23 protein-coding genes are annotated in these 20,412 nt (G+C 46.9%); 15 read left to right on the top strand and 8 right to left on the bottom strand.

Going from position 1 to position 20,412, the window contains the following annotated elements:
- Positions 1-19: 19 nt before the first annotated feature.
- Together KD145_RS05525 and KD145_RS05520 are read right to left on the bottom strand one after the other, a co-directional pair.
- Positions 20-1,057, bottom strand: a complete 1,038-nt coding sequence (locus KD145_RS05525; protein ID WP_212004907.1) for a methyltransferase — start codon at positions 1,055-1,057, stop codon at positions 20-22.
- 243 nt (positions 1,058-1,300) lie between these two features.
- Positions 1,301-3,115 (bottom strand): amidohydrolase, encoded by a 1,815-nt coding sequence (locus KD145_RS05520; RefSeq protein WP_212004906.1) that lies wholly within the window; start codon positions 3,113-3,115, stop codon positions 1,301-1,303.
- A 114-nt stretch (positions 3,116-3,229) separates the two neighbouring features.
- Here KD145_RS05520 and KD145_RS05515 point away from each other — a divergent pair, with 114 nt between their 5' ends.
- Both KD145_RS05515 and KD145_RS05510 read left to right on the top strand, forming a co-directional pair.
- On the top strand, positions 3,230-3,826 hold the full coding sequence (locus KD145_RS05515) for a Crp/Fnr family transcriptional regulator (RefSeq protein WP_212004905.1): 597 nt from the start codon (positions 3,230-3,232) through the stop codon (positions 3,824-3,826).
- 101 nt (positions 3,827-3,927) lie between these two features.
- Positions 3,928-4,734: a sterol desaturase family protein gene (locus KD145_RS05510; RefSeq protein WP_212004904.1), complete on the top strand. Its 807-nt coding sequence runs from the start codon at positions 3,928-3,930 to the stop codon at positions 4,732-4,734.
- Here the strand turns inward: KD145_RS05510 and KD145_RS05505 are convergent.
- Both KD145_RS05505 and KD145_RS05500 read right to left on the bottom strand, forming a co-directional pair.
- Positions 4,691-6,244 (bottom strand): hypothetical protein, encoded by a 1,554-nt coding sequence (locus KD145_RS05505; RefSeq protein ID WP_212004903.1) that lies wholly within the window; start codon positions 6,242-6,244, stop codon positions 4,691-4,693. The two genes, KD145_RS05510 and KD145_RS05505, sit on opposite strands and share 44 nt — an antisense overlap.
- Before the next feature lie 54 nt (positions 6,245-6,298).
- Positions 6,299-7,171, bottom strand: coding sequence for an MBL fold metallo-hydrolase (locus tag KD145_RS05500; protein ID WP_212004902.1), 873 nt, complete (start codon positions 7,169-7,171; stop codon positions 6,299-6,301).
- Positions 7,172-7,310: 139 nt separating this feature from the next.
- Between KD145_RS05500 and KD145_RS05495 the strand changes: the two genes are divergently transcribed.
- The 9 genes from KD145_RS05495 to KD145_RS05455 all read left to right on the top strand — a co-directional run bounded on the left by KD145_RS05495 (position 7,311) and on the right by KD145_RS05455 (position 9,715).
- Positions 7,311-7,679 (top strand): helix-turn-helix domain-containing protein, encoded by a 369-nt coding sequence (locus tag KD145_RS05495; protein ID WP_212004901.1) that lies wholly within the window; start codon positions 7,311-7,313, stop codon positions 7,677-7,679.
- Between the two features lie 185 nt (positions 7,680-7,864).
- A complete protein-coding gene (locus KD145_RS05490) occupies positions 7,865-8,056 on the top strand; it encodes a class I lanthipeptide (RefSeq protein ID WP_212004900.1) in 192 nt (63 codons plus the stop codon).
- A 150-nt stretch (positions 8,057-8,206) separates the two neighbouring features.
- Complete coding sequence (locus tag KD145_RS05485) at positions 8,207-8,416, top strand: class I lanthipeptide (RefSeq protein WP_212004899.1); 210 nt, start codon at positions 8,207-8,209, stop codon at positions 8,414-8,416.
- A 3-nt stretch (positions 8,417-8,419) separates the two neighbouring features.
- Positions 8,420-8,617, top strand: a complete 198-nt coding sequence (locus tag KD145_RS05480) for a class I lanthipeptide (protein WP_212004898.1) — start codon at positions 8,420-8,422, stop codon at positions 8,615-8,617.
- Positions 8,618-8,622: 5 nt separating this feature from the next.
- Positions 8,623-8,829, top strand: coding sequence for a class I lanthipeptide (locus KD145_RS05475; protein ID WP_212004897.1), 207 nt, complete (start codon positions 8,623-8,625; stop codon positions 8,827-8,829).
- A 27-nt stretch (positions 8,830-8,856) separates the two neighbouring features.
- Positions 8,857-9,066 (top strand): class I lanthipeptide, encoded by a 210-nt coding sequence (locus KD145_RS05470; protein WP_212004896.1) that lies wholly within the window; start codon positions 8,857-8,859, stop codon positions 9,064-9,066.
- A 24-nt stretch (positions 9,067-9,090) separates the two neighbouring features.
- The gene (locus tag KD145_RS05465) at positions 9,091-9,282 is read left to right on the top strand and encodes a class I lanthipeptide (protein ID WP_212004895.1); all 192 of its coding nucleotides are present in this window, start codon (positions 9,091-9,093) and stop codon (positions 9,280-9,282) included.
- A gap of 21 nt (positions 9,283-9,303) precedes the next feature.
- Entirely contained in the window at positions 9,304-9,498 is a 195-nt protein-coding gene (locus tag KD145_RS05460) for a class I lanthipeptide (protein WP_212004894.1), read from the top strand.
- Positions 9,499-9,523: 25 nt separating this feature from the next.
- Entirely contained in the window at positions 9,524-9,715 is a 192-nt protein-coding gene (locus KD145_RS05455) for a class I lanthipeptide (RefSeq protein WP_113618906.1), read from the top strand.
- Positions 9,716-9,847: 132 nt separating this feature from the next.
- On the opposite strand, the gene KD145_RS05450 is transcribed toward KD145_RS05455, so the two are convergent.
- From KD145_RS05450 to KD145_RS05435, 4 genes are all read right to left on the bottom strand, one after another.
- Positions 9,848-10,480 (bottom strand): response regulator transcription factor, encoded by a 633-nt coding sequence (locus KD145_RS05450; protein ID WP_212004893.1) that lies wholly within the window; start codon positions 10,478-10,480, stop codon positions 9,848-9,850.
- A 217-nt stretch (positions 10,481-10,697) separates the two neighbouring features.
- On the bottom strand, positions 10,698-11,339 hold the full coding sequence (locus KD145_RS05445; protein WP_212004892.1) for a YceI family protein: 642 nt from the start codon (positions 11,337-11,339) through the stop codon (positions 10,698-10,700).
- 84 nt (positions 11,340-11,423) lie between these two features.
- Complete coding sequence (locus KD145_RS05440; RefSeq protein WP_212004891.1) at positions 11,424-11,909, bottom strand: cupin domain-containing protein; 486 nt, start codon at positions 11,907-11,909, stop codon at positions 11,424-11,426.
- 316 nt (positions 11,910-12,225) lie between these two features.
- On the bottom strand, positions 12,226-13,371 hold the full coding sequence (locus KD145_RS05435; RefSeq protein WP_212004890.1) for an alpha/beta fold hydrolase: 1,146 nt from the start codon (positions 13,369-13,371) through the stop codon (positions 12,226-12,228).
- Between the two features lie 195 nt (positions 13,372-13,566).
- Between KD145_RS05435 and KD145_RS05430 the strand changes: the two genes are divergently transcribed.
- The 4 genes from KD145_RS05430 (at position 13,567) to KD145_RS05415 (ending at position 20,411) form a co-directional block, all read left to right on the top strand.
- The gene (locus KD145_RS05430) at positions 13,567-14,145 is read left to right on the top strand and encodes an RNA polymerase sigma factor (RefSeq protein ID WP_113618908.1); all 579 of its coding nucleotides are present in this window, start codon (positions 13,567-13,569) and stop codon (positions 14,143-14,145) included.
- A 53-nt stretch (positions 14,146-14,198) separates the two neighbouring features.
- A complete protein-coding gene (locus KD145_RS05425) occupies positions 14,199-15,362 on the top strand; it encodes a FecR family protein (protein ID WP_212004889.1) in 1,164 nt (387 codons plus the stop codon).
- 181 nt (positions 15,363-15,543) lie between these two features.
- Complete coding sequence (locus KD145_RS05420; protein WP_212004888.1) at positions 15,544-18,903, top strand: SusC/RagA family TonB-linked outer membrane protein; 3,360 nt, start codon at positions 15,544-15,546, stop codon at positions 18,901-18,903.
- 11 nt (positions 18,904-18,914) lie between these two features.
- A complete protein-coding gene (locus KD145_RS05415; protein WP_212004887.1) occupies positions 18,915-20,411 on the top strand; it encodes a RagB/SusD family nutrient uptake outer membrane protein in 1,497 nt (498 codons plus the stop codon).
- The last annotated feature ends 1 nt before the right edge of the window (position 20,412 follow it).

Genomic DNA, 20,412 nt, shown 5'->3' with positions numbered 1-20,412 from the left:
GTTCAGGTATTTGCAGATGTTATATTTTTTCTCCTTCCACGATACTCACTTCAGAAATAGAGAGGTCCACTACTCTTGTCAGCCGGAGACCTGAGCGGCGGAACAGTTCATCAAACTCGGCCACTGTCCTTTCTTTACCACCGGTAACTACCAGCATGTTCATGTCCATAAGTTTGGAACCGTGAAGGGTATTGCCTTCGGGTACTACGCCGTCAATGATGAGTATCTTGCTGTCTTTTCGCATGGCGCGGCTGCAAACGCTCAGTATTTTGATGGAATCTTCATCGTTCCAGTCGTGGATGATCATTTTCATCATATAGGCGTCGGTGCCTGCCGGTACCTGTTCAAAGAAATTGCCGCCGATGGTGGAGCAACGGTCTTTGACAGCTGCGTCCGCGGCTATGATGGCAGCGGTTTGCTCCACTACATAGGGCTCATCGAATACGATGCCTGATGTGCCGGGTGTTTTCTTCAGAATGGCGGTGAGCAGGGCACCGTTGCCGCCGCCAACGTCTGTAATGGTTTGGAAAGGAGAGAAATCATATTTTTCAAGGATGGCGGTATCGCAGAATCCGGTCAGGTTGGTCATAGCCTTCATGAAGTTGAGGCCTTTTTCTTCATTCGCTTTATAATAGCCCCATAAATTAGTTTGGTAATATTCATCAAAAGCGGTGTTACCGGTTTTAAGAGTCTCCACCAGATTGCCCCACGGCGTGTAGAACTCACCCAGTTCGATCAGCAGGAAGGATTTCATACTGCCGTACATGTTACCAATGAGTGCAGTGGCCATGGGTGTGTTGGCAAATACACGCGGAGAAACCTCTTCAAAGATTTCATGGGCAGCCAGCAAACGTAGTAACCGGTACAGAGAAGGTGCGTGGGTGCCAGTTTCAGTAGCCAGGCTCTCCAGGTCTTTGGGACCAGCTACCAGTATGTCTGCAATATTGTATCTGGCTGCTGCATAAAGGCAACAGGATACCCAGTGGTTGGTGATATGTTGCAGAATACGGGCAGTTTGTTCATGGGTGGCGCGCACGCCGGAATCAAAAGATGGCATAATGGTTATTTTTAAATGTTAAAAAACGTGGTGTGCAGTGAGGGATAGGGGCATAGGTCGAATGTCCGGGAATACTGGTCCGGTAATAGGTCACCTGGCCTGATAGTAGGGCCGAAGGTAGGACAGTCAGCTGCATCTTTTTTGCGTCGCGTGATGACGCTGATTTTAAAATCAGCACAGTTACATAAAATAAAAAACACCGGTCGGCAATGTGCGACCGGTGTTTTTTTAACGGATAATAATTTATTTGGAACCAGGAATGCGGGGCGGCAGTCTTCCTGCCATAGCAAATACAGGTTTGCCATCTTTAAAGGTATACAACACTTTTGCATCTTTAATCTTCTTAGGATCGGCATTGATGATATCATTATCGAGAACGATAATATCTGCCTTATAACCTATGGCCAGTTTGCCTTTGGTAGTTTGTTCTCCCCATTGGCGGGCTACATCTTTTGTAATAGCTCTCAAAGCCCTGTACACCCTGATCCGCTGATCCTGACCCAAAGGGTTGCCTGTCTGTGTTATACGGTTTACGGCTCCATATACCCCGGCCAGCAGATCGGGAGGGGTGATAGGTGCGTCTGTATGGATAGTAAAATCCAGCAACAGGTCATCTGCATCTTTCAGCGGGCTGATATACTGGGCACGTGGGTTGCCCAGTACATTTTGTACATACCAGTCGCCCCATACATACACATGGGTGGGGAAGAAGCTTTGCATGACATATGGTTGCAGATTCTTCATCTTTTGTAACTGGTCCTTACGGCTTGTCTGGCAATGAATGAGCACATTAGGTGTTTGCTGTTTGATCAGCGGTTCACCTTGGGCGTTTTTCTCCTTTTTTAACGTTTCAAAGATGCTGAGTGCCATGTCAATCGCTGAGTCTCCGTTGATATGGATATGGACCGGCATACCTGCCTGTTCCACTCTTCTGACATTTGCCAGCGCAGTCTGATAATTGTAGTTGGGGTGGCCATGGTAGGTGGCGCTATCCTGTCCTATCATAGGCGTCTTGTATGGTTCGCTCAGGAATGCACTTTTTCCCTGTGGTGAACCATCGAGGGTGAGTTTAATGGCCCCGATTTTAAAATGCTTGTCATATTTGTTGTAGTTGTCTTTAAACTGGTCCAGGTCTGCATTGCTGTCATAGTCCGGCAACACAATGTAATCCCCTGTGAGTTTGTCTTCCTGGTTGGCCCGCCTGATCAATGCTATCAGCTCAGGATTGGCTCTACCTTCGCACATAGTGGTAATGCCATATTTAAACCATAGCTTTTCCTGTTCCTTCAATAAGGCTAACTGCGTCTGATATTTTTGTTCCGGGGTGAGACCTGGAGGGGTGGCGAGACTCAGCGCTACTGAAAGTGCATACAGATGAACATTTTCCAGCAGCAGGCCAGTTAGTTTACCCTTGTTTTTTATAAGGATACCTCCTTTGACTGTATCCGGTGTATTGTCATTGAAGTTCAGGATTTGCAGGAATTTTGAATTGGCTACACCCATATGACCACTTATATGAGCAACATAAATAGGATGGTCCGGATCAATTTTATCCAGATCCTCTTTTGTAGGTTGTGCATGGCCTTCCAGTTGGGAATCATCATAATTATTCCCGATGACCATAGTATTGGAATGAGGCGGATAGTTACGGGCTATATATGCCTTCATACTATCCTGAAGAATGGGAATAGAGGTGACATGGCCATATGGAGGACCACTTAAATCAGCTAGTGGTGATGCCAGGGATGCTATGCCTATATGTGCATGGGCATCCATAAATCCGGGAATCACCAGGTTATTGCTGCAATCAATAATCTCTGTTTTGCCTTCCTGATAATAATTGTTTTGGGCATCCTGAAAGCTGCCTACAAAGGAAATCTGATCGCCTGTTATAACTACACATTCAGATGGTTTGGCAACAGGGTTAACATCTTCCTCCATGGTTCGGACTATCCCTTTAATAATGTAATCAGCAGGAGGCTCTTTAACTCTTTTAACCCCAAAAAATGCTAACAGGGCTCCCAGGGGCAGGAGTAGAAACAACAGTACTTTCTTCATGTATGGTTATTTTGTTTGCTGGAAAAACAACCCCTGCAGGAAAAGGTTCAGTAAAAACAAAAGAAATTATTATTATTGATGTCTGATGCTGATGTGGCATAAAAAATGGCGGAGATGTCTTTTTCAATCGATACACTACAAAAACTACTGAATAGTCTTAACGGCGTGCTGCCGGCAGATATGGGGCCTTTATTTGTGGCCACCAGACAACAGAAACTGGAGGCCGGAGAAATGTATATCCGTGAGGGTGATACGGCTAAAAAACTGGCCTACCTGATGCAGGGAATTATGCGGGCTTATATGGTAAAAGAGAGTGGGGAAGAAGCGACCATGTTTCTTCGCTGGGAAGGACAGTTTATTGCCTCCCATGACACCATCATCCGTCAGCAGCCTGCCCGCTTCAACTACAGGGCACTGGAAGAAACAACCTTACTGGAGATAGACTACGACCGGCTCGAAGAGGTATTAAAGGAGCATCCGGAGTTCGAACCGTTACGCATATACTTTCTGAAGAGAATGCTTGCTGAGGCATTGGATAGCATCGAAGCCTTTGTGTTGCTGTCGCCCGAAGAACGTTATCTGCAGCTGCTCAATAGCCGTGCTGATATTGTGAACCGGGTACCCGACAAATACATCGCCTCCATCATGGGCATTACACCGGTCTCCCTCAGCAGAATAAGAAAAAGGCTGCAGGAGCGGGGCAAAAAATAAAAGAAATTATCTTTTGTTAATGTCCTTTCTTATCCTTTGTTAACCTGTCAAAGGGCCTGCTGTTGCTAATTTTGAGAAATCAAAATGAAGCATCAGACCATATGAATACGATAGTAGAAGGCATTGTCCGTATTTTCAGCATTTCCCTTTTGAGGTATTTTTTACTGGCAGGAATACCTTTTGTAATCTTTTACCTGCTGTTCCCCGCCAGGCTAAAACTACAGAAGATACAGCAGCGTTACGCTTCCCGAAAGGATTTCATCCGGGAAATATTACATTCCGTACAAAGTACACTGGTGTTTACGGTCATTGGGGTGGCCATTCTGAATACGCCGATACGGCATTATACGCTTGTATATAGCGACATTCATGATTTTCCGATATGGTATATCGGCGTAAGCCTGGCGCTTAGCCTGGTGGTGCATGATACTTATTTCTACTGGATGCATCGCCTGTTACATCATCCTAAACTATTCAAATTAACGCATCTGGTACATCATCAAAGTATCAATCCTTCTCCCTGGACTTCGTACAGTTTTCACTTCCTGGAGGCTGCGGCAGAAGGTGGTGTATTAGTGCTGATCACCTGTATCATGCCGCTGCACCCGCTAACAGTGCTGCTGTTTACCATCACGGGCTTTATCATCAATGTATACGGACATCTGGGCTATGAGTTGATGCCACGCTGGCTTCGGCATAGCTGGTTGTTTGAGGTGATCAATACTTCCGTGCATCACAACCTGCATCACCGTAAGTTCAAAGGCAACTACGGCCTGTATTTCCGGGTATGGGACCGGCTGATGGGCACCGAACATCCTGACTATGTAAAGGAATACGATAAGATACAGGCACGCAGATTTAATCTTAACGAAGATAAAAGTCAAGTCCCGTTAGGGGATTTGTGCTGAAGTAAGTTTCTTTTTCATGATGTTCATGCGCAAAGTCAAAAATAAGCCTGGCCCGCTTCATATCTTCCGGAGCGGGCTTGGTGTAAAGTGTGATAGCCCTGTTTTTCCAGGTTGCAAGATAATTTGCGCTTAGGAGCCGGATGCTTTCGTGTGTATCTATCGTGCCCAGTATGAGATCGGCCAGCGCAGGCCAGCCACCGGATTGACTGAATAGCTTCAGCATGGATTTTTTTATTTCGATGCTACCGGTTTTAAAATGAAGCCTGGCTGTTTCCAGCACAGATTTGCCTGCCACACGCGAAAGATACCCGATGGTCACCTTCCTGATTCCTGGGATCTCACTAGCCATATGAGTGATCGCGAATACATGGGCTTTGGGTTCATCCAGTTTGGTTAGGGCCAGAAACGCAGATCTGCAGATATGTGGGAAGGGATGTTGTAAAAAACGTTCAACAGCAGCTGCATATTCTTTCGCGCCTGTTTCGGCCAAACCGGCCAGGGAACCGCTTATCTGCCGGTCTTCCTGTAGGTTATTATAATAGATGGTTTTATAATCGATCTCATTTCCTTTCAATACAAATCGGGCAAAGGATCTGATGCTGGCAGCATCATCAGCAATAGAGCGTTGTATAATGTCGCGGAAGTTAGCTGCGCCTTTCAGCTTGTAAAGCGTGTGTATCCGCACTTTTGGGGACTTATCAGTCAGTAGTTTTTCGATAGCTGCGGTTGAGAGGTCTTCAAAATGTTCCAGGGCCTGTAATCTTATGAGATATAGTTTGTCGCGGATGAAAATGCTCAGCTCCCGGCTATCACCGGTGTAGGAGGCGGAAAGTTGTTGTGTCAGTATCAGCCTCGCCTTATCAGGATAACGGGAGAAATGCTGCAGTACCACTGCTCTGTTGCGATGGATAATAAAATCACGGATGCCTTCTGCCACTGGCCCCGGATCTGTTCTCTGTACCTGCCGGAGCCATTGCAGCAGCGGCAGATGCGCTACGAAGGTATCTACAAAATCCGGACGTGTAAGTGGTGTCAGTGCTTCAATAGCCGATTGGCGGACCTGTGGAACCCAGTCCGCCAACCGGTATATAAGAAAGGGAACAACTTCGGGTGTTTGTAAGGCAGCTAGTCTTTTAACAGCCTTCTCCCGCAGGTAGCCGTCTTCGTTCAGTGAACTGATGGCCAGCAACACTATCAGCTGATCTTTTTGAAAGGCAGCTTCATAAAAATCAATATCTGATTTAGATATTTCACAGAGATTGACTGTTTCATACAACCTGCCCCTGGCCTTCATTTTCCTGAACAGATGAACGATGGTATCGCAGACTGCTTCCCGGATAACTGGATAAGTGGTATTCCTTAGCAATGGTATCAAATGATAGATAAGACCCGGATAACCTTCTGCACGGATCTTTTCCAGTGCTTCCAGTTTTTCATTAGTATTGTTTTTTCGGAAAATACCGGTTGTATCGGGTTGTCTTAAAATGCTGATATATTGCCAGAGATCCATTGCAGGGCCTTACTTGATGAAGCCCTAAATTATGGATAATTGCACTAACCAGGACTATTTTCTGTTTACCTGTTTATAGGGAAGAACATCTCCCTCATTAGGCACTACGATACGGCTTTTCAGCTTTTCATCGTTTACATATTTTCTCAGCGCTGTTTTGCTAAGGTTGCAGTGATTGATGGCATCCATATGTACAGCGATGATGGTAGTGGAGGGGAGTAGTGTGGTGATGGCTTTCAGTTCACCGGTGGTCAGTGTCATGGTGATGCCGGGTGCCAGTATCGGATTTTCCCGTGTGAACTGGCATTCGCCGGTATTGGCCACAATCACTGGTGGCTGGGTGCGCAGTAGGGAATTTGTTAACAGCTCATCGAGGATGGCATCACCAGTGAAGAACACGGATTGTTTGCCTGCCCGTAAATAGTAGGAAGAAGAGATACCGAAAGGTGGGGCGCCAACAGCACCTTTATGGTGACTGGAGAGGTATCTGGAGATAGTGATACCTTCCCAGGTAAGGCTGCTGTCGATTACACGGGTGTTGGTAAATCCTTTTTCCTGTAGTTTGATATCATCTCCCGGCTGGCAAAATATCAGCATGTTTTTAGGCAGCATTTTTTCTGCTGCTTCATCAAAGTGATCGGGATGGTAATGCGTGAGCAATACGGCATCCACATCTTTTAATACGAGGTCTCTGCTGAAAGGCAGATCTATACCGGGAATCTTTTTGTCGTTGGCAAACGGGATAGGCGGTTCTGTTCCTTTGTCAGCCAGTATAGGATCTACAAGAATGTGTTTGTTGCTGGCAGCAACTTTAACGGTGGCGCTCCTGATGAGTTGTATGGTCATAGCGCTGTCTGTGGCTACAGTGGCGGATGCTGCGAAGTTGCTAACCAGTGCGGTCAGCATTGATAATACTGCTTTTTTCATATGTGTTTGATAGTTTCGGGGCCAAAAGTATATCTTTACATAGTCGCCGGGAAGTAGTTACTTTTTAGTGCCATACTTACTTTTTGGTAGGTTTTGTTGATTACCAGTCATCTGCCTGAACACATTTTTTTAAAAAAATATGAGAAATCCGAAATTACATTGTCCGTTGACATATGCGGTAAAAGCGATTAGTGGAAAGTGGAAGTTGTATATACTCAGTATGTTGTCTGACGGACAGCCTAAAAGATATGGTGAACTGAAGAAAACCGGTGAGAACCTGACAGAGAAAGTACTTACCAGTCAGCTGAGAGAGCTGGAGCAGGATGGTATCATCTGCAGAAAAGTATATCCCGAAGTGCCGCCCAGAGTGGAGTATATGCTGACCGAGTCCGGCAGGAAGTTATGTGCCATCTTTGAGCCCTTGTATGAATGGGGCGTTGATTATATGAAGGATAATAAACCGGAAAAATTATACCTGTTGAAAATGGATAGGCAGGAGCTGGTTTGAGCCAACGGGAACGGGTATATTTTGGGGGCTTATCTACTGGCAGAAAAAATTTTTTTTCCTATTCAATTTTGTTATCTTCAGCATCTCGAAATAACTGAGTGAGTTATTACACTATTGATACGGATGTCGTTAGCCTTACGCCAGCAAGATATAACCTGAAATATAACCCGTAAAATCCTCCTGTTATGAAGAAAAAAACAACTGTCCAAAGGAAAATTTCTTTCAACAAAACAACAATTGCCGCTCTCAATGCACAACATCAGGCCATGATAGCCGGTGGTTTGCTTCCAATTACCCGACAGGTTCAATGTCAGGAAACCAATTACGCTTCCTGCAACACCTTCCGCTACACGGAAGACCAGTGTATTCTCTGCTAGTAGTTCCCTTTTTATTTACGGATTAAACCTGCGCTGACGGCCGGATGGCCGCCATCAGGAGTGATTTGTTCCGGAAATACTTTATTCCTTCACCCGGGCCTGCCCGAACGGTATTGTATTGCCTGAAGCAGGCCAGTCAATTCCCATTTTATGAAAAAGAGAAAAGCAAACCTTGAAAGAAAACTGATGCTCAACAAAGAGACAGTAGCCAACCTCAATATGCAGCAACAGCAGCAGATCGCAGGTGGGGCCGGCGTCATCATTACCAGACCAATCAACTGCCAGTCATTTGCAGTTACCTGTGATACCGCCCAGTCACCTACAGGTCCCTGTGAGCTCTGCAATACCCTAAAAGCATAAAATATGAAAAAGAAAAAAGCAAACCTTGAAAGAAAATTAACGCTCAGTAAAGAAACAGTTGCCTCCCTCAACATGCTGCAGCAACAAAAGATTGCAGGCGGGTTCGTTGAAACAAGGCTAACTGCATGTCCAACCTACTTTGAAACCTGCCATACCGCTATCGTGCGTACTGGTCCTTGTTATGAATGTCCAACCATCTGATAAATATGAAAAAGAAAAACGTATCCCTCCACAAAAAACTGGTGCTCGGTAAATCTACCGTAGCCGCTCTGAATGCGAGTCAACAACAAATGATTGCTGGCGGCGTTACTACTATTACTATTACCCAACTTATTACCTGCAATTCCCAGGGCGAAACCTGTGCAACCGCACCCATTCGCACCAAACCCTGTCAGCTCTGCAACACCCTGTAAACTCCTCAACACACTAAAAGCATCACCATGAAAAAGAAACAAGTATCCCTCAGTAAAAAACTGACACTCGGCAAATCCACCGTAGGAGCTCTGAATGTGAGCCAGCAGGAACTGATTGCCGGCGGTATTCCTACTACTACCGTCACTTTTACCAGAATCAACTGCCCCACCTTTCTGGACACCTGTGCAACCATCCCTCCGGGGGCCCAGTTATGTCAATTCTGCGCAACACTTTAATTCATCACCTATAAAACTTTCGTTATGAAAAAGAAAAAAGTAAACATCAGCAGAAAACTGTCTTTCAACAAACAGACCGTAGCTCCGCTGAATGCAGAAGCACAGCAACAGATAGCAGGCGGTGCTATCATCACCTTACTGGTTAATTGCACTAGCCGTCTGGACTCCTGCGCTACCATTCCTCCAGGTGGCCACATCTGCCAGCTGTGCCCTTGATTATTTTATCAAACGCTTCTTATGAAAAAGAAAAAAGTAAGCATAGAGAGAAAACTATCTTTCAACAAACAAACTGTCGCTCAGCTGAACGATAGACAACAACAGCTGATCGCGGGCGGACTGGAGCTGACAAGGTTGACTGATTGTCCTACCGGCCAGCAAAGAACCTGCCCCACCATTCCTCCTGCCGGAATGATGTGTGTGCGTTGTATGTAGTACCTATTCCAGCTTAAAAATTTTTATGAAGAAAAAAATATCACTGAAGAAAAAACTGGCTTTCAATAAAGCCGCTATCGCAGTGCTCAATGGTACACAACAACAGCTGCTTGCCGGTGGGTTTGTTCCCATCACTAATCAGCCCAACTGTACTACCATCATCGAAACCTGCAATACACAACCTTCTCCGAAGGAGCCTTGCTGGTACTGCCAGTAGTATTCACAACAATACAGTTTTCCATAGCCGCATTATCCATTCGGATAATGCGGCTTTTTTGTTGCCAACCGTTTACCTGGTTACTGGTTCCGGTATGGGAGAGCTAAAATCACATGCTCCGGGAGGCAGTTGTCAGACGATCCTGTCCCGCAAGGCTTTGGCGACGGCTTCACTTTTGGAATTGACCTGTAGTTCTTCATAGATGTTCCGGATATGGGTGCGGACGGTATCAATAGAGATCTCCATATGAGCGGCCACCATTTTGTAACTCTTGCCGTCCACCAGCAACTGAAGCACTGCCTTTTCCTTTTCAGACAGATTGTATTCATGGGCAGGCAGATGATGAAACTGCGTAAACATGCGCAGTACCTGCTTAACAATGGAAGCTGTCATCGGAGCACCCCCTTCATAAACGTCCTGGATATACGTTAATAAACGAGGGGCAACTGTTTTTTTGAGCAGGTAACCATTGGCACCATACTTCAACGCATCAAAAACAGTTTTATCGTCGTCGAAAGCGGTCAGCATCAGGATTTTTACTGTGGTGTTGAAAGCCCGGATTCTTTTCACCGCTTCAATTCCTGTGATGACAGGCATATCGATATCCAACAGAATAACGTCCGGTTGCAGCTGGGCAATGTCTTTTTCGATGGTTTCACAATTGTTGAAAGCAGCCATCACTTTCATAGTGCCGGAGTCGTTGATCAGGACAGATAGGCTTTCCCTGAACTGGTCTGTATCGTCATAAATAATTACATGGATCATAAGGCTGTTTAAGCATGTCTTTCTTGGGCCGGCCATTGGCTGTTGCCAGTGTACCGCCGCATGGGTCTAGTGTGGCATGTACAGTATCGTAATGTCTGATGTTTATATCAGGGGCCAACTTTAATGCAAAGTTAGGACAGGTTTATTTGCCGGAGATAGGTATTAATGCTTAAAAAACAGATTGCGTATAACTACTTGGGCAGTTATACGCATTTCTTTATTTCCGGCGGGCATTAACTGCCATACGAAGCGCTACGTCTTTGTAGATAAACAATCCAGCTGAAGAGTCAGACGCATAAGTCATGCCCCATTTCGTACGGTCAATAGTAAAGAAGGCAGCTATCTCCATCTGTTCCCCACTGAAATGGATATACGCAGGAAATGTTACAGGGTTGGTTTTTCCCAACATGGTAAAGCTACCATCAACAAGACAATTGGCTTTTGCCGTTGGGTTGATACTGTCTCCTCCCGTATATGGCTGCACCTGCCTGATACGAAAGGTGGCTGTGGGGTAAACCGCCAAATTAAAGAAGTCGGCGCTTTTAAGGTGATGTAATAACTGTTCTTTTAATGCGGAATCAGGCAGATTATAATTTTTGATAGAGGAGATGGGAATAGTAATGGTACCACTGGTAACTATCCCATTTTTCGTTTCAATATTACTATTGTCAATATCAAAAGAGCCGCTGTTATATCCCTGGCGCATAATGCCTTTCCATTCTATGACAGAGCCTGCGTTTAGGGAATAGTTGATCGTGTCTGTATTACGTCCGGATGTTTCGTTCGCATTTCTTTTGCAGGCTGTCATTGCCATGATGCCTATAATGGTAGCAGTAAGTGATAAGCTGGTTCGTTTCATTTTAATTTTCATTTTTTGATTTCAGGTATGGCTTCCGTTGCGTGTTCAATCGCTGATACAACCTCAGCGGCAATCTGGAAAGTTTTACTGGAACAAAACACCGTATTTCTGTGTGAGTTGTCTGGTAATGTTCTCCAGATGGGCCGCGGGAGGAGGCCCTTGTGGCGGTATTATGCGGGGTACTCCATCACAGGGGGTGCTGAATTCCAGAAAGTAATCCAGGAAAGTGCCCGGAGTGATCAGCGTAAGGAACGTGGCAGAAGCGGTCATTATCTTAAAATGGTGTGGCACCATTCTGGGTGCAAATACAGCTTCTCCTGGCCGGGCTGTAATACATTGCTCCCCAATATAAAATGTCATTTCACCTTCCAGCAGATAGAATGTTTCATCTTCCCGTGTATGCGTATGCGAGGGAGGTTCTACTCCTTTGGGCAAGGAGATGTCTATCAGCGAAAAGTTGTGTTGTGTGGTGGCTGAGGCTATCAGCACCTGGAAGAAACCGCCATGATAGTTGTAATAGGTGCCGGCTGGAGATACCGGTGCCGGGGTTGTTGTGGTCAACTGTGTCATTTGTTTTGTTTGATATTGCAAAGATGATTTTATAATGGAGAGCCTTGTACGAAACCGACATGGCAGGAAGGGGTCCTATATAAACAAAAAGAAGTTGCCTTGCATTCTCGGGACAGCTTCTTCGCAGTATTCGGGGCCAGGCTCGTAAACATCTGCTTTTATATCAGGAATGACTTCCATTTAACAGCAAAATTAGATGTCACTCCGGAGATTCATTTATACCAATCTGACATAAATATGCGATTGTTTAAAATAGCACGGGGCGCTATAGGAAGCGCCCCGATGCAGGTTAATATAGTGTAAAGGGATATCAGTATTATTTGAGGGCCAGCGGACGTACGTCCTGTACCAATGTCAGCAGAAATTTGCCCGGTTCTTCCAGGGGGATCAGGTGAGAAGACTTTTCAAACCATACCGCCTTCTTATAAGGTGCTTTCACTTTTTTGAGCCAGGCATCGACAGGTTCAGCGGGTGTGGTATAATCATGCCGTCCCATAAACATGAGTACAGGGATGGGGAATGTCTTCACGTTTTTAAAGTCCACTGCCAGAAACTCATCCAATAAACGGGACAGACTGAATATATTACCCTGATCGATAGCGGCAACATCTTTTTTGTCATAATCAGGCGACAGGAAAGGTGCATTATAGAAGTACTGAGGCTCCGGCCGGTATGCTGCCAGTCCGCCGTAGTATTGAGGCCATTTGCGGGCTATGATGATCCTTTCCCGGGTAAGCGGTTTGTCGCCGGGGTAGGGCGCGATGGACTGCAGTTCCCTGATAGCCTCCTCATTTTTCAACCGGGTGGCTTCCTTCAGGCCAAACTCGAAGCTGACCCGCTCGTTGTCCATCGTGTTGACATTCTGGCCTACACCAATGTAGGCATAAAAGAGATCCGGGCGCTTCAGCACAGCTTTCATAGACACGATCGTTCCCCAGCTGTGTCCCATCAGGATCAGTTTCTTTTTGTTGTACTTTTTCCGGATCTGTTCTGCCAGCTCGATAGCATCATTAACGTAGGTGTCTATATGAATAGTGGGTCCCAGTGTGGTGGTATCGTTGGCGAGATAGGTTTTCCCGGAAGCCCGCTGATCGTACTGGACCATGGTGAAATACTCTTCCACCGGGCGTTGCCAGATCCAGGCGACAGGCGCCATGGGAGAGGCCGGGCCGCCGTGAACGAACAGTATGATAGGATTGTCTTTATCCTGTCCTCTTACAAATACCCATTGTTTCACCCCGCCGATATTGGCTTCGAAGTTTTCCTGGACCCCGTTGGGGTTGAGAATTTTACTGAATTCCGTAATCACCTTTTTACCGCCGGCATATTTATCGGGGACATCACTGTTCTGTCCGAAGCTGTACGGCAGGAAGGCAAAAAACAGCAGCAGGGGAAGCAGGTTTTTCACATGATACAAATTGTTGGTCAGGCCAATCGTGGCACGCTCGTGATTTGGTTGCATTGTGACGTAAAGTTGGATAAGATTAAATGAAGAATAAGCAAAAACGTAATGAGGAATAAACTTATGGTATTTTATATTAATGGACAAATTCAAGTACGGCCGGGTGTGAAAAGCTTCTTTTTTTGTGGCAATTAATATTAAATTTACCCTTGCTTCCGGTGTAGGGGAGTGGATCGTACGATATCTCGCAACATAATGAATGAACAGGAATTGCTGACGCAACTTGCCCTTGGTGACCAGGAGGCATTTACTGCTATCTATTTACAATACCATGGAGGTATTTATACCTACCTGCTGAAATTCACCAAAAATCCGCTGCTGACGGAAGACCTGGTGCACGATGTTTTCCTGAAGATCTGGGAAATCAGGTCCCAGCTGGATATTAAATCCTCTCTTGCCGCTTACTTATACCGCCTGGCCCGTAATACGGCCCTTACCCAGCTGAACAGGATTTCGCTGTTCGACGCGATACGGGATGAGGTGATGCACCGGGTGTCCCTGGGAATCCATGAACAATCACTAATGAATGCGGTGGAACAGAAACAGTATGAAGAGCTGCTGCGGAAAGCGATTGATAACCTCCCTCCCCAACGGCGGGAAGCGTTTATCCTTTGCCGTCAGCAGGGGATGAGTTATGAAGAAGCAGCCACGCAGATGAACATCTCCCGTAATACGTTCAAACAGCACCTGTCACTGGCCGTGAAATCTATCCGGGAATACCTCCTGGAACATGGCAGCATCTCCCTGCTGATGCTGCTGATAGCCATGAAATAAAATTTTTTTTCTGAGGCATCCACCCATTTCTTTTATTCATTAGTCTTATTAGTATGGAACCAAATAAATTTCCTTCAGACCTGTTGCAAAAGTACCTGGACGGCAGCATCTCCGAAACGGAGAGCGCAGTCCTGTTTGCATGGCTGCGGGAAAATCCGTCAGAAAATAATGAAGCCCTGGAAGCTATGCTGCAAGAGGCTTATGACGGATCTATGAAAGAGAAGCCAGCCCTTTCTGCCGATGTCAGCCAGCGTATACTCAACCGGCTGATGGTATCTATAACGGAAAAAGAGAACGTCCGAACTATTCCATTCTTACGTAGGCCCTGGGTAAGATATGCAGCAGCGGCAGTGTTGCTGCTGGCCGTTGCCGGCACTGCCAGACTGCTGATACAGGGGAAGAAACAGGAAACACCACCTATAGCCGTGGCCGTTACTTCCGGCTCCAACCGCGCCGTGCTGAAGCTGTCCAACGGCCAGGAGATTGTGCTGGACAGCGCTCATGGCAGCATCTTTCAGCAACAGGGCATCACCGTACATAATGACAGTGGCAAACTGGATTATGAGGGCCATGCTGATGTAGTGGAATACCATACACTTTCTACGCCCCGTGGCGGACAATATAAGGTACAGCTGCCCGATGGAACAGCCGTATGGCTCAACGCAGCGTCGGGTATTACTTACCCTACGGCTTTCACCGGCAAGGAACGTAAGGTGAAAATCAGCGGGGAAGCCTACTTCGAAGTAGCTGCCAATGCGAAACAACCTTTCCGGGTAGATGTGGATGGTAAAGCAACAGTGGAAGTACTGGGTACACGGTTTAACGTCAACGCTTATACGGATGAGCAACATATCCGCACCACCCTGCTGGAAGGGCGTGTGAAAGTGGTGCACGGGCAACAGGCTTCAGTGCTGAAACCCGGACAGGAAGCGCAGATCACCGCACAAGGAATGGACATCGTGGACAGTCCTGACCTGGAAATGGCCATCGCCTGGAAAAACGGCTCCTTCCAGTTTGATCATGCCCATCTGAAAGAGGTGCTGCGGCAGATGGCCAGATGGTACGATGTAACAGTCATATATGAACCAGGAAGCACAGATATTATATTCAGCGGGGAAATCAAACGGGACCTGAACCTACCGCAGGCACTGATAGTGCTGGAGACAATGGGGGTTCATTTCAGGATAGAAGGGAAGCAATTAATAGTAATGCCATAAAGTATCCATAAGAGAAATTAAAAATCAAAAAGCAACAAAGGTGATGATGTGAACATACCGGCTCTTAACGGTAAGGGCCGGCTATGTCTCTAACGGTAAAAGCCATCAGGCTTAAGGGCGGAGCTATGTCTTGCCGGAAATATCATCTGCCTGATTATTTACAAATCAACCAAAAAATGTTATGCCAGAATTGAGTCATCAACAGCGGAATGTCCCGCAGCAACGGCGGTCTGTCAAACAGACGATATGGCTGCTCCTGATAGCTGCTATGGGTCTGCCACTCAAAGGATGGTCACAGACCATTACTTTTAGTAGTAATAAGGTATCCCTGCAACAGGTTTTTGCAGAGATAAAAAAGCAGACCAACTATGCCGTGGTGTTTAATCCTGAACATGTAGATGTGAACATCACTGTTCCGGTGAATGCCCAAAAACAGCCACTGGACGCTTTTATGAAAACACTGGTGGCCAAACTGCCGCTCAACTATACCATTGTAGGCAGCACCATCGTTGTTTTCCGTAAGTCTGACACACCGCCTGATTTTAACAGTACGCCGCCGGCCACGGAGATCACCGGCGTGGTATACGATGAAAAATCCAATATGCCCATGCCCGGTGTAAGTGTCTTTGCCAGTAGTTCCGGCAAGGGTACCCAGACAAATGAGAAAGGTCAATTCACCTTGAATAAGCTGAAGTACAAGGAGATGCTGACTTTCTCCAGCATCGGTTATGAAAAAGTGACCTTGCCGTCAACACTGCCGGGTGCGCCGATGTATGTTAAAATGAGAGTGGCTACCAGTGAGCTGGACCAGGCTGTGGTACAGGCTTACGGTGTTACCAGCAAACGCCTGGCCACCGGTAATATTACCCGCGTCAGCGGAACTGAAATCGCACAACAACCGGTCATGAATCCCCTGCTCGCCCTGCAGGGGAAGGTGCCCGGCCTGCTGGTGACACAAACCAGCGGTTATGCCGGCTCGCCCGTTAAACTGGAAATCAGGGGAAGAAACTCTCTGGGTAAGGATTTCCTGTCAGATCCCTTATATATTGTTGACGGAGTGCCACTCACCGTGCTGGGAGTAAGCACCGGGAGTACCTATCAGGCAGGCGTGTCTCCAGGATATGTACAGGGTGGTCTTTCTGCAACACAGGGACAAAGCCCTTTATTTGGCCTCAGTCCGAAAGATATAGAAAGCATTGAAGTACTGAAAGATGCTGATGCTACGGCTATCTATGGTTCCCGTGGCGCCAATGGGGTGATCATCATCACTACCAAAAGAGGTAAGGCAGGCAAAACCTCCTTTTCACTCGATGTCAAACAGGGTATTACTACCGTGCCTCGTCGCTGGCCGCTGATGGATACCAGACAGTATTTACAAATGCGCCGTGAAGCCTTTAAGAATGATGGGATTACTCCTACACCTGCCAATGCGCTGGATCTCACCGTGTGGGACACCACCCGTAATACCGACTGGCGCAAGGAGGTGTTGGGCACCGGTAAACTCACCACAGTATCAGCCAGCCTGTCTGGTGGCGATATTCAGAATAATTTTTATGTCAGTGCCAACTACTCCCGACAGGTAGAAATGCTGACCAGCAGCGGGGCTACGCAGGTGGCATCCGTATCTTCCGGCCTGCAGCACAAAAGTAAAGACCAGAAGTTTAGCCTGCGCATTGGTACCATCATCGGGTATACCGGTGTGGATGCTATACAGGCCTCTTCCACGCTGTTTTCCCTGGCGCCTAATGCACCATCCATCTTTGACAGCAAAGGTAATCTCAATTTCACCGACTGGAGTACCGGACAACCACTGAGTGAACATCCCTTTGCTTATCTGCTCAGAAACAACACCAATCAGCAAAACCAGTTCAACACCAATCTGGAAGTAAGATATGAGATCATCAAAGGACTTACTTTCAGCACTACCGGTGGTTATTCCTATGTCAACAACGGCAATAATTCCTTTATACCGATTGCATCCCAGAATCCCATCCTGAACCCATCCGGCCTGGCGATTTTCGGCAGTACCAAAAATACCAACTGGATTGTAGAGCCGCAGCTGGCTTACAGCCGTTTTATCGGTAAAGGAAATATGACGGTGCAGGCGGGTGGAAGTCTCCAGAACACTACTACCAATGGTCTTGTGACCTTCGCAGCGGGTTATGGTGATGATAATCTGATCAAAAGCCCGGCCAATGCTCCGATACAACAGACTATGGAAGGATACAGCCGTTACAAGTATGCGGCTGTTTTCGGAAGGATCTCCTATAACTGGGACAATAAATACCTGATCAATCTCAATGGCAGAAGGGATGGCTCTTCCCGCTTTGCTCCCGGCCGCCAGTTCGGCAATTTCGGTTCTGTAGGGTTGGGATGGGTAGCTTCGGAAGAACCATGGATGAAGGCTATACTGCCTTCCTGGTTTAGTTTTGTCAAACTCAGAAGCAGCTATGGTATCACCGGTAGCGATGGTTCTATTGGCGATTACCAGTATCTGTCGCAATGGGCTTCTATGTTGGGTACCCTGCAGCTCAATAAATACGATAACGTACAGCCTTTTGTACCTATTCATGCTATCAATCAGGAATACCACTGGGAAGCCAATAAAAAATTTGAAGGAGCCATATCGCTGGGATTTCTGAACGACCGCATTAATCTGGAAGTAGCCCACTACCGTAATCGTACAGGCGATCAGGTTACCAGTCTGCCTACTCCGCAATACACCGGTTTTCCCAGCGTGGTGGCCAACTGGGAAGCAGTCGTGGAAAACAGCGGCTGGGAAGGTACCTTGCGTGCCCAGCTGATACGCAGCAAAGATCTGTCCTGGTCAGTCAACTTTAACATATCCACCAACCGCAACGTATTGGTGTCTTATCCCGGTCTGGAGCTGTCTCCTTATGCTACACAATACAGAGTGGGACAGTCACTGTCTACCGGATATTACCTCCATTTGCTGGGAGTGGACCCGCAGACAGGAAAGTATAGTTATGAAGATCACAACAAGAATGGAAAGGTGGATGTAGTGCCTACCAACCTGGCCGGTACCAACAATGACGACCGTTATGTGGCCATTGACAAGCAACCCAGATATTATGGCGGCTTTGGCTCCCAGTTTTTCTGGAAAGGCTTACGGCTCGATCTCTTATTTGATTTCAAAAAACAGCTGGGCGAAAGTCCTCTAGCGACCATTGTTCCGGGTTCCCAGTACAACCTGCCTGTGGAATCGCTTCGTGATCACTGGTCCAAACCAGGTGACAATGCCCGGTACCCGGCTTTCTCCAATGCTTCCGATGGTATGTTCACCTACTCTGATGGCATCTTCTCCAATGCTTCCTACCTCCGGTTAAGAAGCCTGGCTATCAGTTACGACCTCCCGGAGAAACTGATTAAAAGAGCTCGTATGGAAGGCTGTCGCTTTTATATCCAGACACAAAATGTTTTCACCATCACCCGGTTTGCAGGACTGGACCCGGAAGTACAGGGTACATTGGCACTGCCGTCTGCCAGAACACTCACCGGTGGCTTTATGCTTAACTTTTAAAATGATCAGTGATGCAGTATCAAAAGATAATAACCAATACTTGCCGTTGCCTGTTGCTGGCAGTCGTGTTTTCTTCCTGTAAAAAACTGGTATCTGTTCCTGATCCTATCAATACTATCTCCACCGGTCAGGTGTTCAGTTCTGAAAAACAGGCCAACGGCGCCATGGCGGGGATTTATACCAGAATGATCAATGCAGATGACAATAGCCAGGCAGCCACTATCGGACATACCTCCTTCGCTGCTGGCATGTCTACCTTGCTGGCTGGAGTTTCCTCCGATGAAATGTATAATTACCAGGGAGCGGGTGATCAGCAATTCTATCTTCCCAATACCAATAAGCTCACCGCCTATAACGCCGGTTTCGTTTTTAACATATGGTCTTCAGCCTATACTGCCATATATGGTGCCAACGCAGTGATTGAAGGTATTGCCGCCTCTACCTCGTCTAACCTTAAGGATAGTGTGCGCAGGGCGCTGACAGGAGAAGCAAAGTTTGTACGCGCCTTTTCCTATTTCTATCTGACTAATTTTTATGGAGATGTGCCATTGGCACTGACTACGGATTTTAACAAAACATGCATTATGTCGAGGACACCGCAGCAGCAGATATATCAGCAGCTGGTAGCGGACCTCAAAGATGCCGTTGCCACCATGCCGGAAGCATATCCCACCAGCAGCAACGAAAGGGTGCGTCCTAACCGTTATGCCGCACTCGCCCTGCTGGCAAGGGTTTACCTTTATCAGAAAGATTATGCCAATGCAGCTGATGCTGCCTCCGGGGTTATCAATCATACAGACCTGTATCAGCTGGAAGCCAGTCTGGATAACGTGTTTTCACCCGCCAGCCGGGAAGCCCTCTGGCAGCTGAAACCCGCCGGCGGTTTTATACTGAATAATGCCCTGCCGGAAGCTTATTTGAGTTTGCCCAACCCGCTGCACACCGGTTCTCCCGGTTTCTGCCTGACGGATATACAGCTGAAAGCCTTTGAAACAGGAGATAAGCGTTTTGTATCCTGGGTAGACAGCTCCCAACCGATAGGAGCGCCCAACACACCTCCACCTCCGCTTGGTTATTATTCCAACAAATACAAAATAGGTACTGCTAACAGTAGTTTCGGTGCGCCATTCAATGAATATCAAACACCGCTGCGTCTGGCAGAAATGTATCTGATACGGGCGGAAGCCGCTGCCAACGGCGGTCCTGGCGGTATGACCAGTGCCATCAGCGATCTCAATATTATCCGTAACAGGGCGGGTCTGCCGGCTTTGCCTGCTTCCCTAAATCAGGATCAGCTGCTGGCGGCTATAGCCAAGGAAAGGCAGACTGAGTTTTTTGCAGAATGGGGACACCGCTGGTTTGATCTCAAGCGGACAGCCAAAGCACATAACGTGTTGTCTGCTATTCCGCTGAAACAGCCATGGGCCGGTGATTTCCAGCTGTTGTATCCAATACCACCTGCTGAGATCAATGTAAACCATTTCCTCACTCAAAATCCCGGATATTAAT

The sequence above is a fragment of the Chitinophaga sp. HK235 genome (assembly GCF_018255755.1).
In the GTDB taxonomy this organism is placed as follows: domain Bacteria; phylum Bacteroidota; class Bacteroidia; order Chitinophagales; family Chitinophagaceae; genus Chitinophaga.
This window is presented reverse-complemented; position numbering and strand designations above follow the sequence as displayed.

Excerpts from the sequence above, each read along its gene's own strand:
- KD145_RS05485 (WP_212004899.1), top strand. The coding sequence starts at position 8,207 with ATGAAAAAGAGAAAAGCAAACCTTGAAAGAAAACTGATGCTCAACAAA.
- KD145_RS05495 (WP_212004901.1), top strand. The coding sequence starts at position 7,311 with ATGAGAAATCCGAAATTACATTGTCCGTTGACATATGCGGTAAAAGCG.
- KD145_RS05420 (WP_212004888.1), top strand. The coding sequence starts at position 15,544 with ATGCCAGAATTGAGTCATCAACAGCGGAATGTCCCGCAGCAACGGCGG.
- KD145_RS05465 (WP_212004895.1), top strand. The coding sequence starts at position 9,091 with ATGAAAAAGAAAAAAGTAAACATCAGCAGAAAACTGTCTTTCAACAAA.
- KD145_RS05470 (WP_212004896.1), top strand. The coding sequence starts at position 8,857 with ATGAAAAAGAAACAAGTATCCCTCAGTAAAAAACTGACACTCGGCAAA.
- KD145_RS05415 (WP_212004887.1), top strand. The coding sequence starts at position 18,915 with ATGCAGTATCAAAAGATAATAACCAATACTTGCCGTTGCCTGTTGCTG.
- KD145_RS05525 (WP_212004907.1), bottom strand. The coding sequence starts at position 1,057 with ATGCCATCTTTTGATTCCGGCGTGCGCGCCACCCATGAACAAACTGCC.
- KD145_RS05505 (WP_212004903.1), bottom strand. The coding sequence starts at position 6,244 with ATGGATCTCTGGCAATATATCAGCATTTTAAGACAACCCGATACAACC.
- KD145_RS05450 (WP_212004893.1), bottom strand. The coding sequence starts at position 10,480 with ATGATCCATGTAATTATTTATGACGATACAGACCAGTTCAGGGAAAGC.
- KD145_RS05430 (WP_113618908.1), top strand. The coding sequence starts at position 13,567 with ATGAATGAACAGGAATTGCTGACGCAACTTGCCCTTGGTGACCAGGAG.
- KD145_RS05520 (WP_212004906.1), bottom strand. The coding sequence starts at position 3,115 with ATGAAGAAAGTACTGTTGTTTCTACTCCTGCCCCTGGGAGCCCTGTTA.
- KD145_RS05480 (WP_212004898.1), top strand. The coding sequence starts at position 8,420 with ATGAAAAAGAAAAAAGCAAACCTTGAAAGAAAATTAACGCTCAGTAAA.
- KD145_RS05500 (WP_212004902.1), bottom strand. The coding sequence starts at position 7,171 with ATGAAAAAAGCAGTATTATCAATGCTGACCGCACTGGTTAGCAACTTC.
- KD145_RS05510 (WP_212004904.1), top strand. The coding sequence starts at position 3,928 with ATGAATACGATAGTAGAAGGCATTGTCCGTATTTTCAGCATTTCCCTT.
- KD145_RS05475 (WP_212004897.1), top strand. The coding sequence starts at position 8,623 with ATGAAAAAGAAAAACGTATCCCTCCACAAAAAACTGGTGCTCGGTAAA.
- KD145_RS05445 (WP_212004892.1), bottom strand. The coding sequence starts at position 11,339 with ATGAAACGAACCAGCTTATCACTTACTGCTACCATTATAGGCATCATG.
- KD145_RS05515 (WP_212004905.1), top strand. The coding sequence starts at position 3,230 with ATGTCTTTTTCAATCGATACACTACAAAAACTACTGAATAGTCTTAAC.
- KD145_RS05455 (WP_113618906.1), top strand. The coding sequence starts at position 9,524 with ATGAAGAAAAAAATATCACTGAAGAAAAAACTGGCTTTCAATAAAGCC.
- KD145_RS05460 (WP_212004894.1), top strand. The coding sequence starts at position 9,304 with ATGAAAAAGAAAAAAGTAAGCATAGAGAGAAAACTATCTTTCAACAAA.
- KD145_RS05490 (WP_212004900.1), top strand. The coding sequence starts at position 7,865 with ATGAAGAAAAAAACAACTGTCCAAAGGAAAATTTCTTTCAACAAAACA.
- KD145_RS05435 (WP_212004890.1), bottom strand. The coding sequence starts at position 13,371 with ATGCAACCAAATCACGAGCGTGCCACGATTGGCCTGACCAACAATTTG.
- KD145_RS05440 (WP_212004891.1), bottom strand. The coding sequence starts at position 11,909 with ATGACACAGTTGACCACAACAACCCCGGCACCGGTATCTCCAGCCGGC.
- KD145_RS05425 (WP_212004889.1), top strand. The coding sequence starts at position 14,199 with ATGGAACCAAATAAATTTCCTTCAGACCTGTTGCAAAAGTACCTGGAC.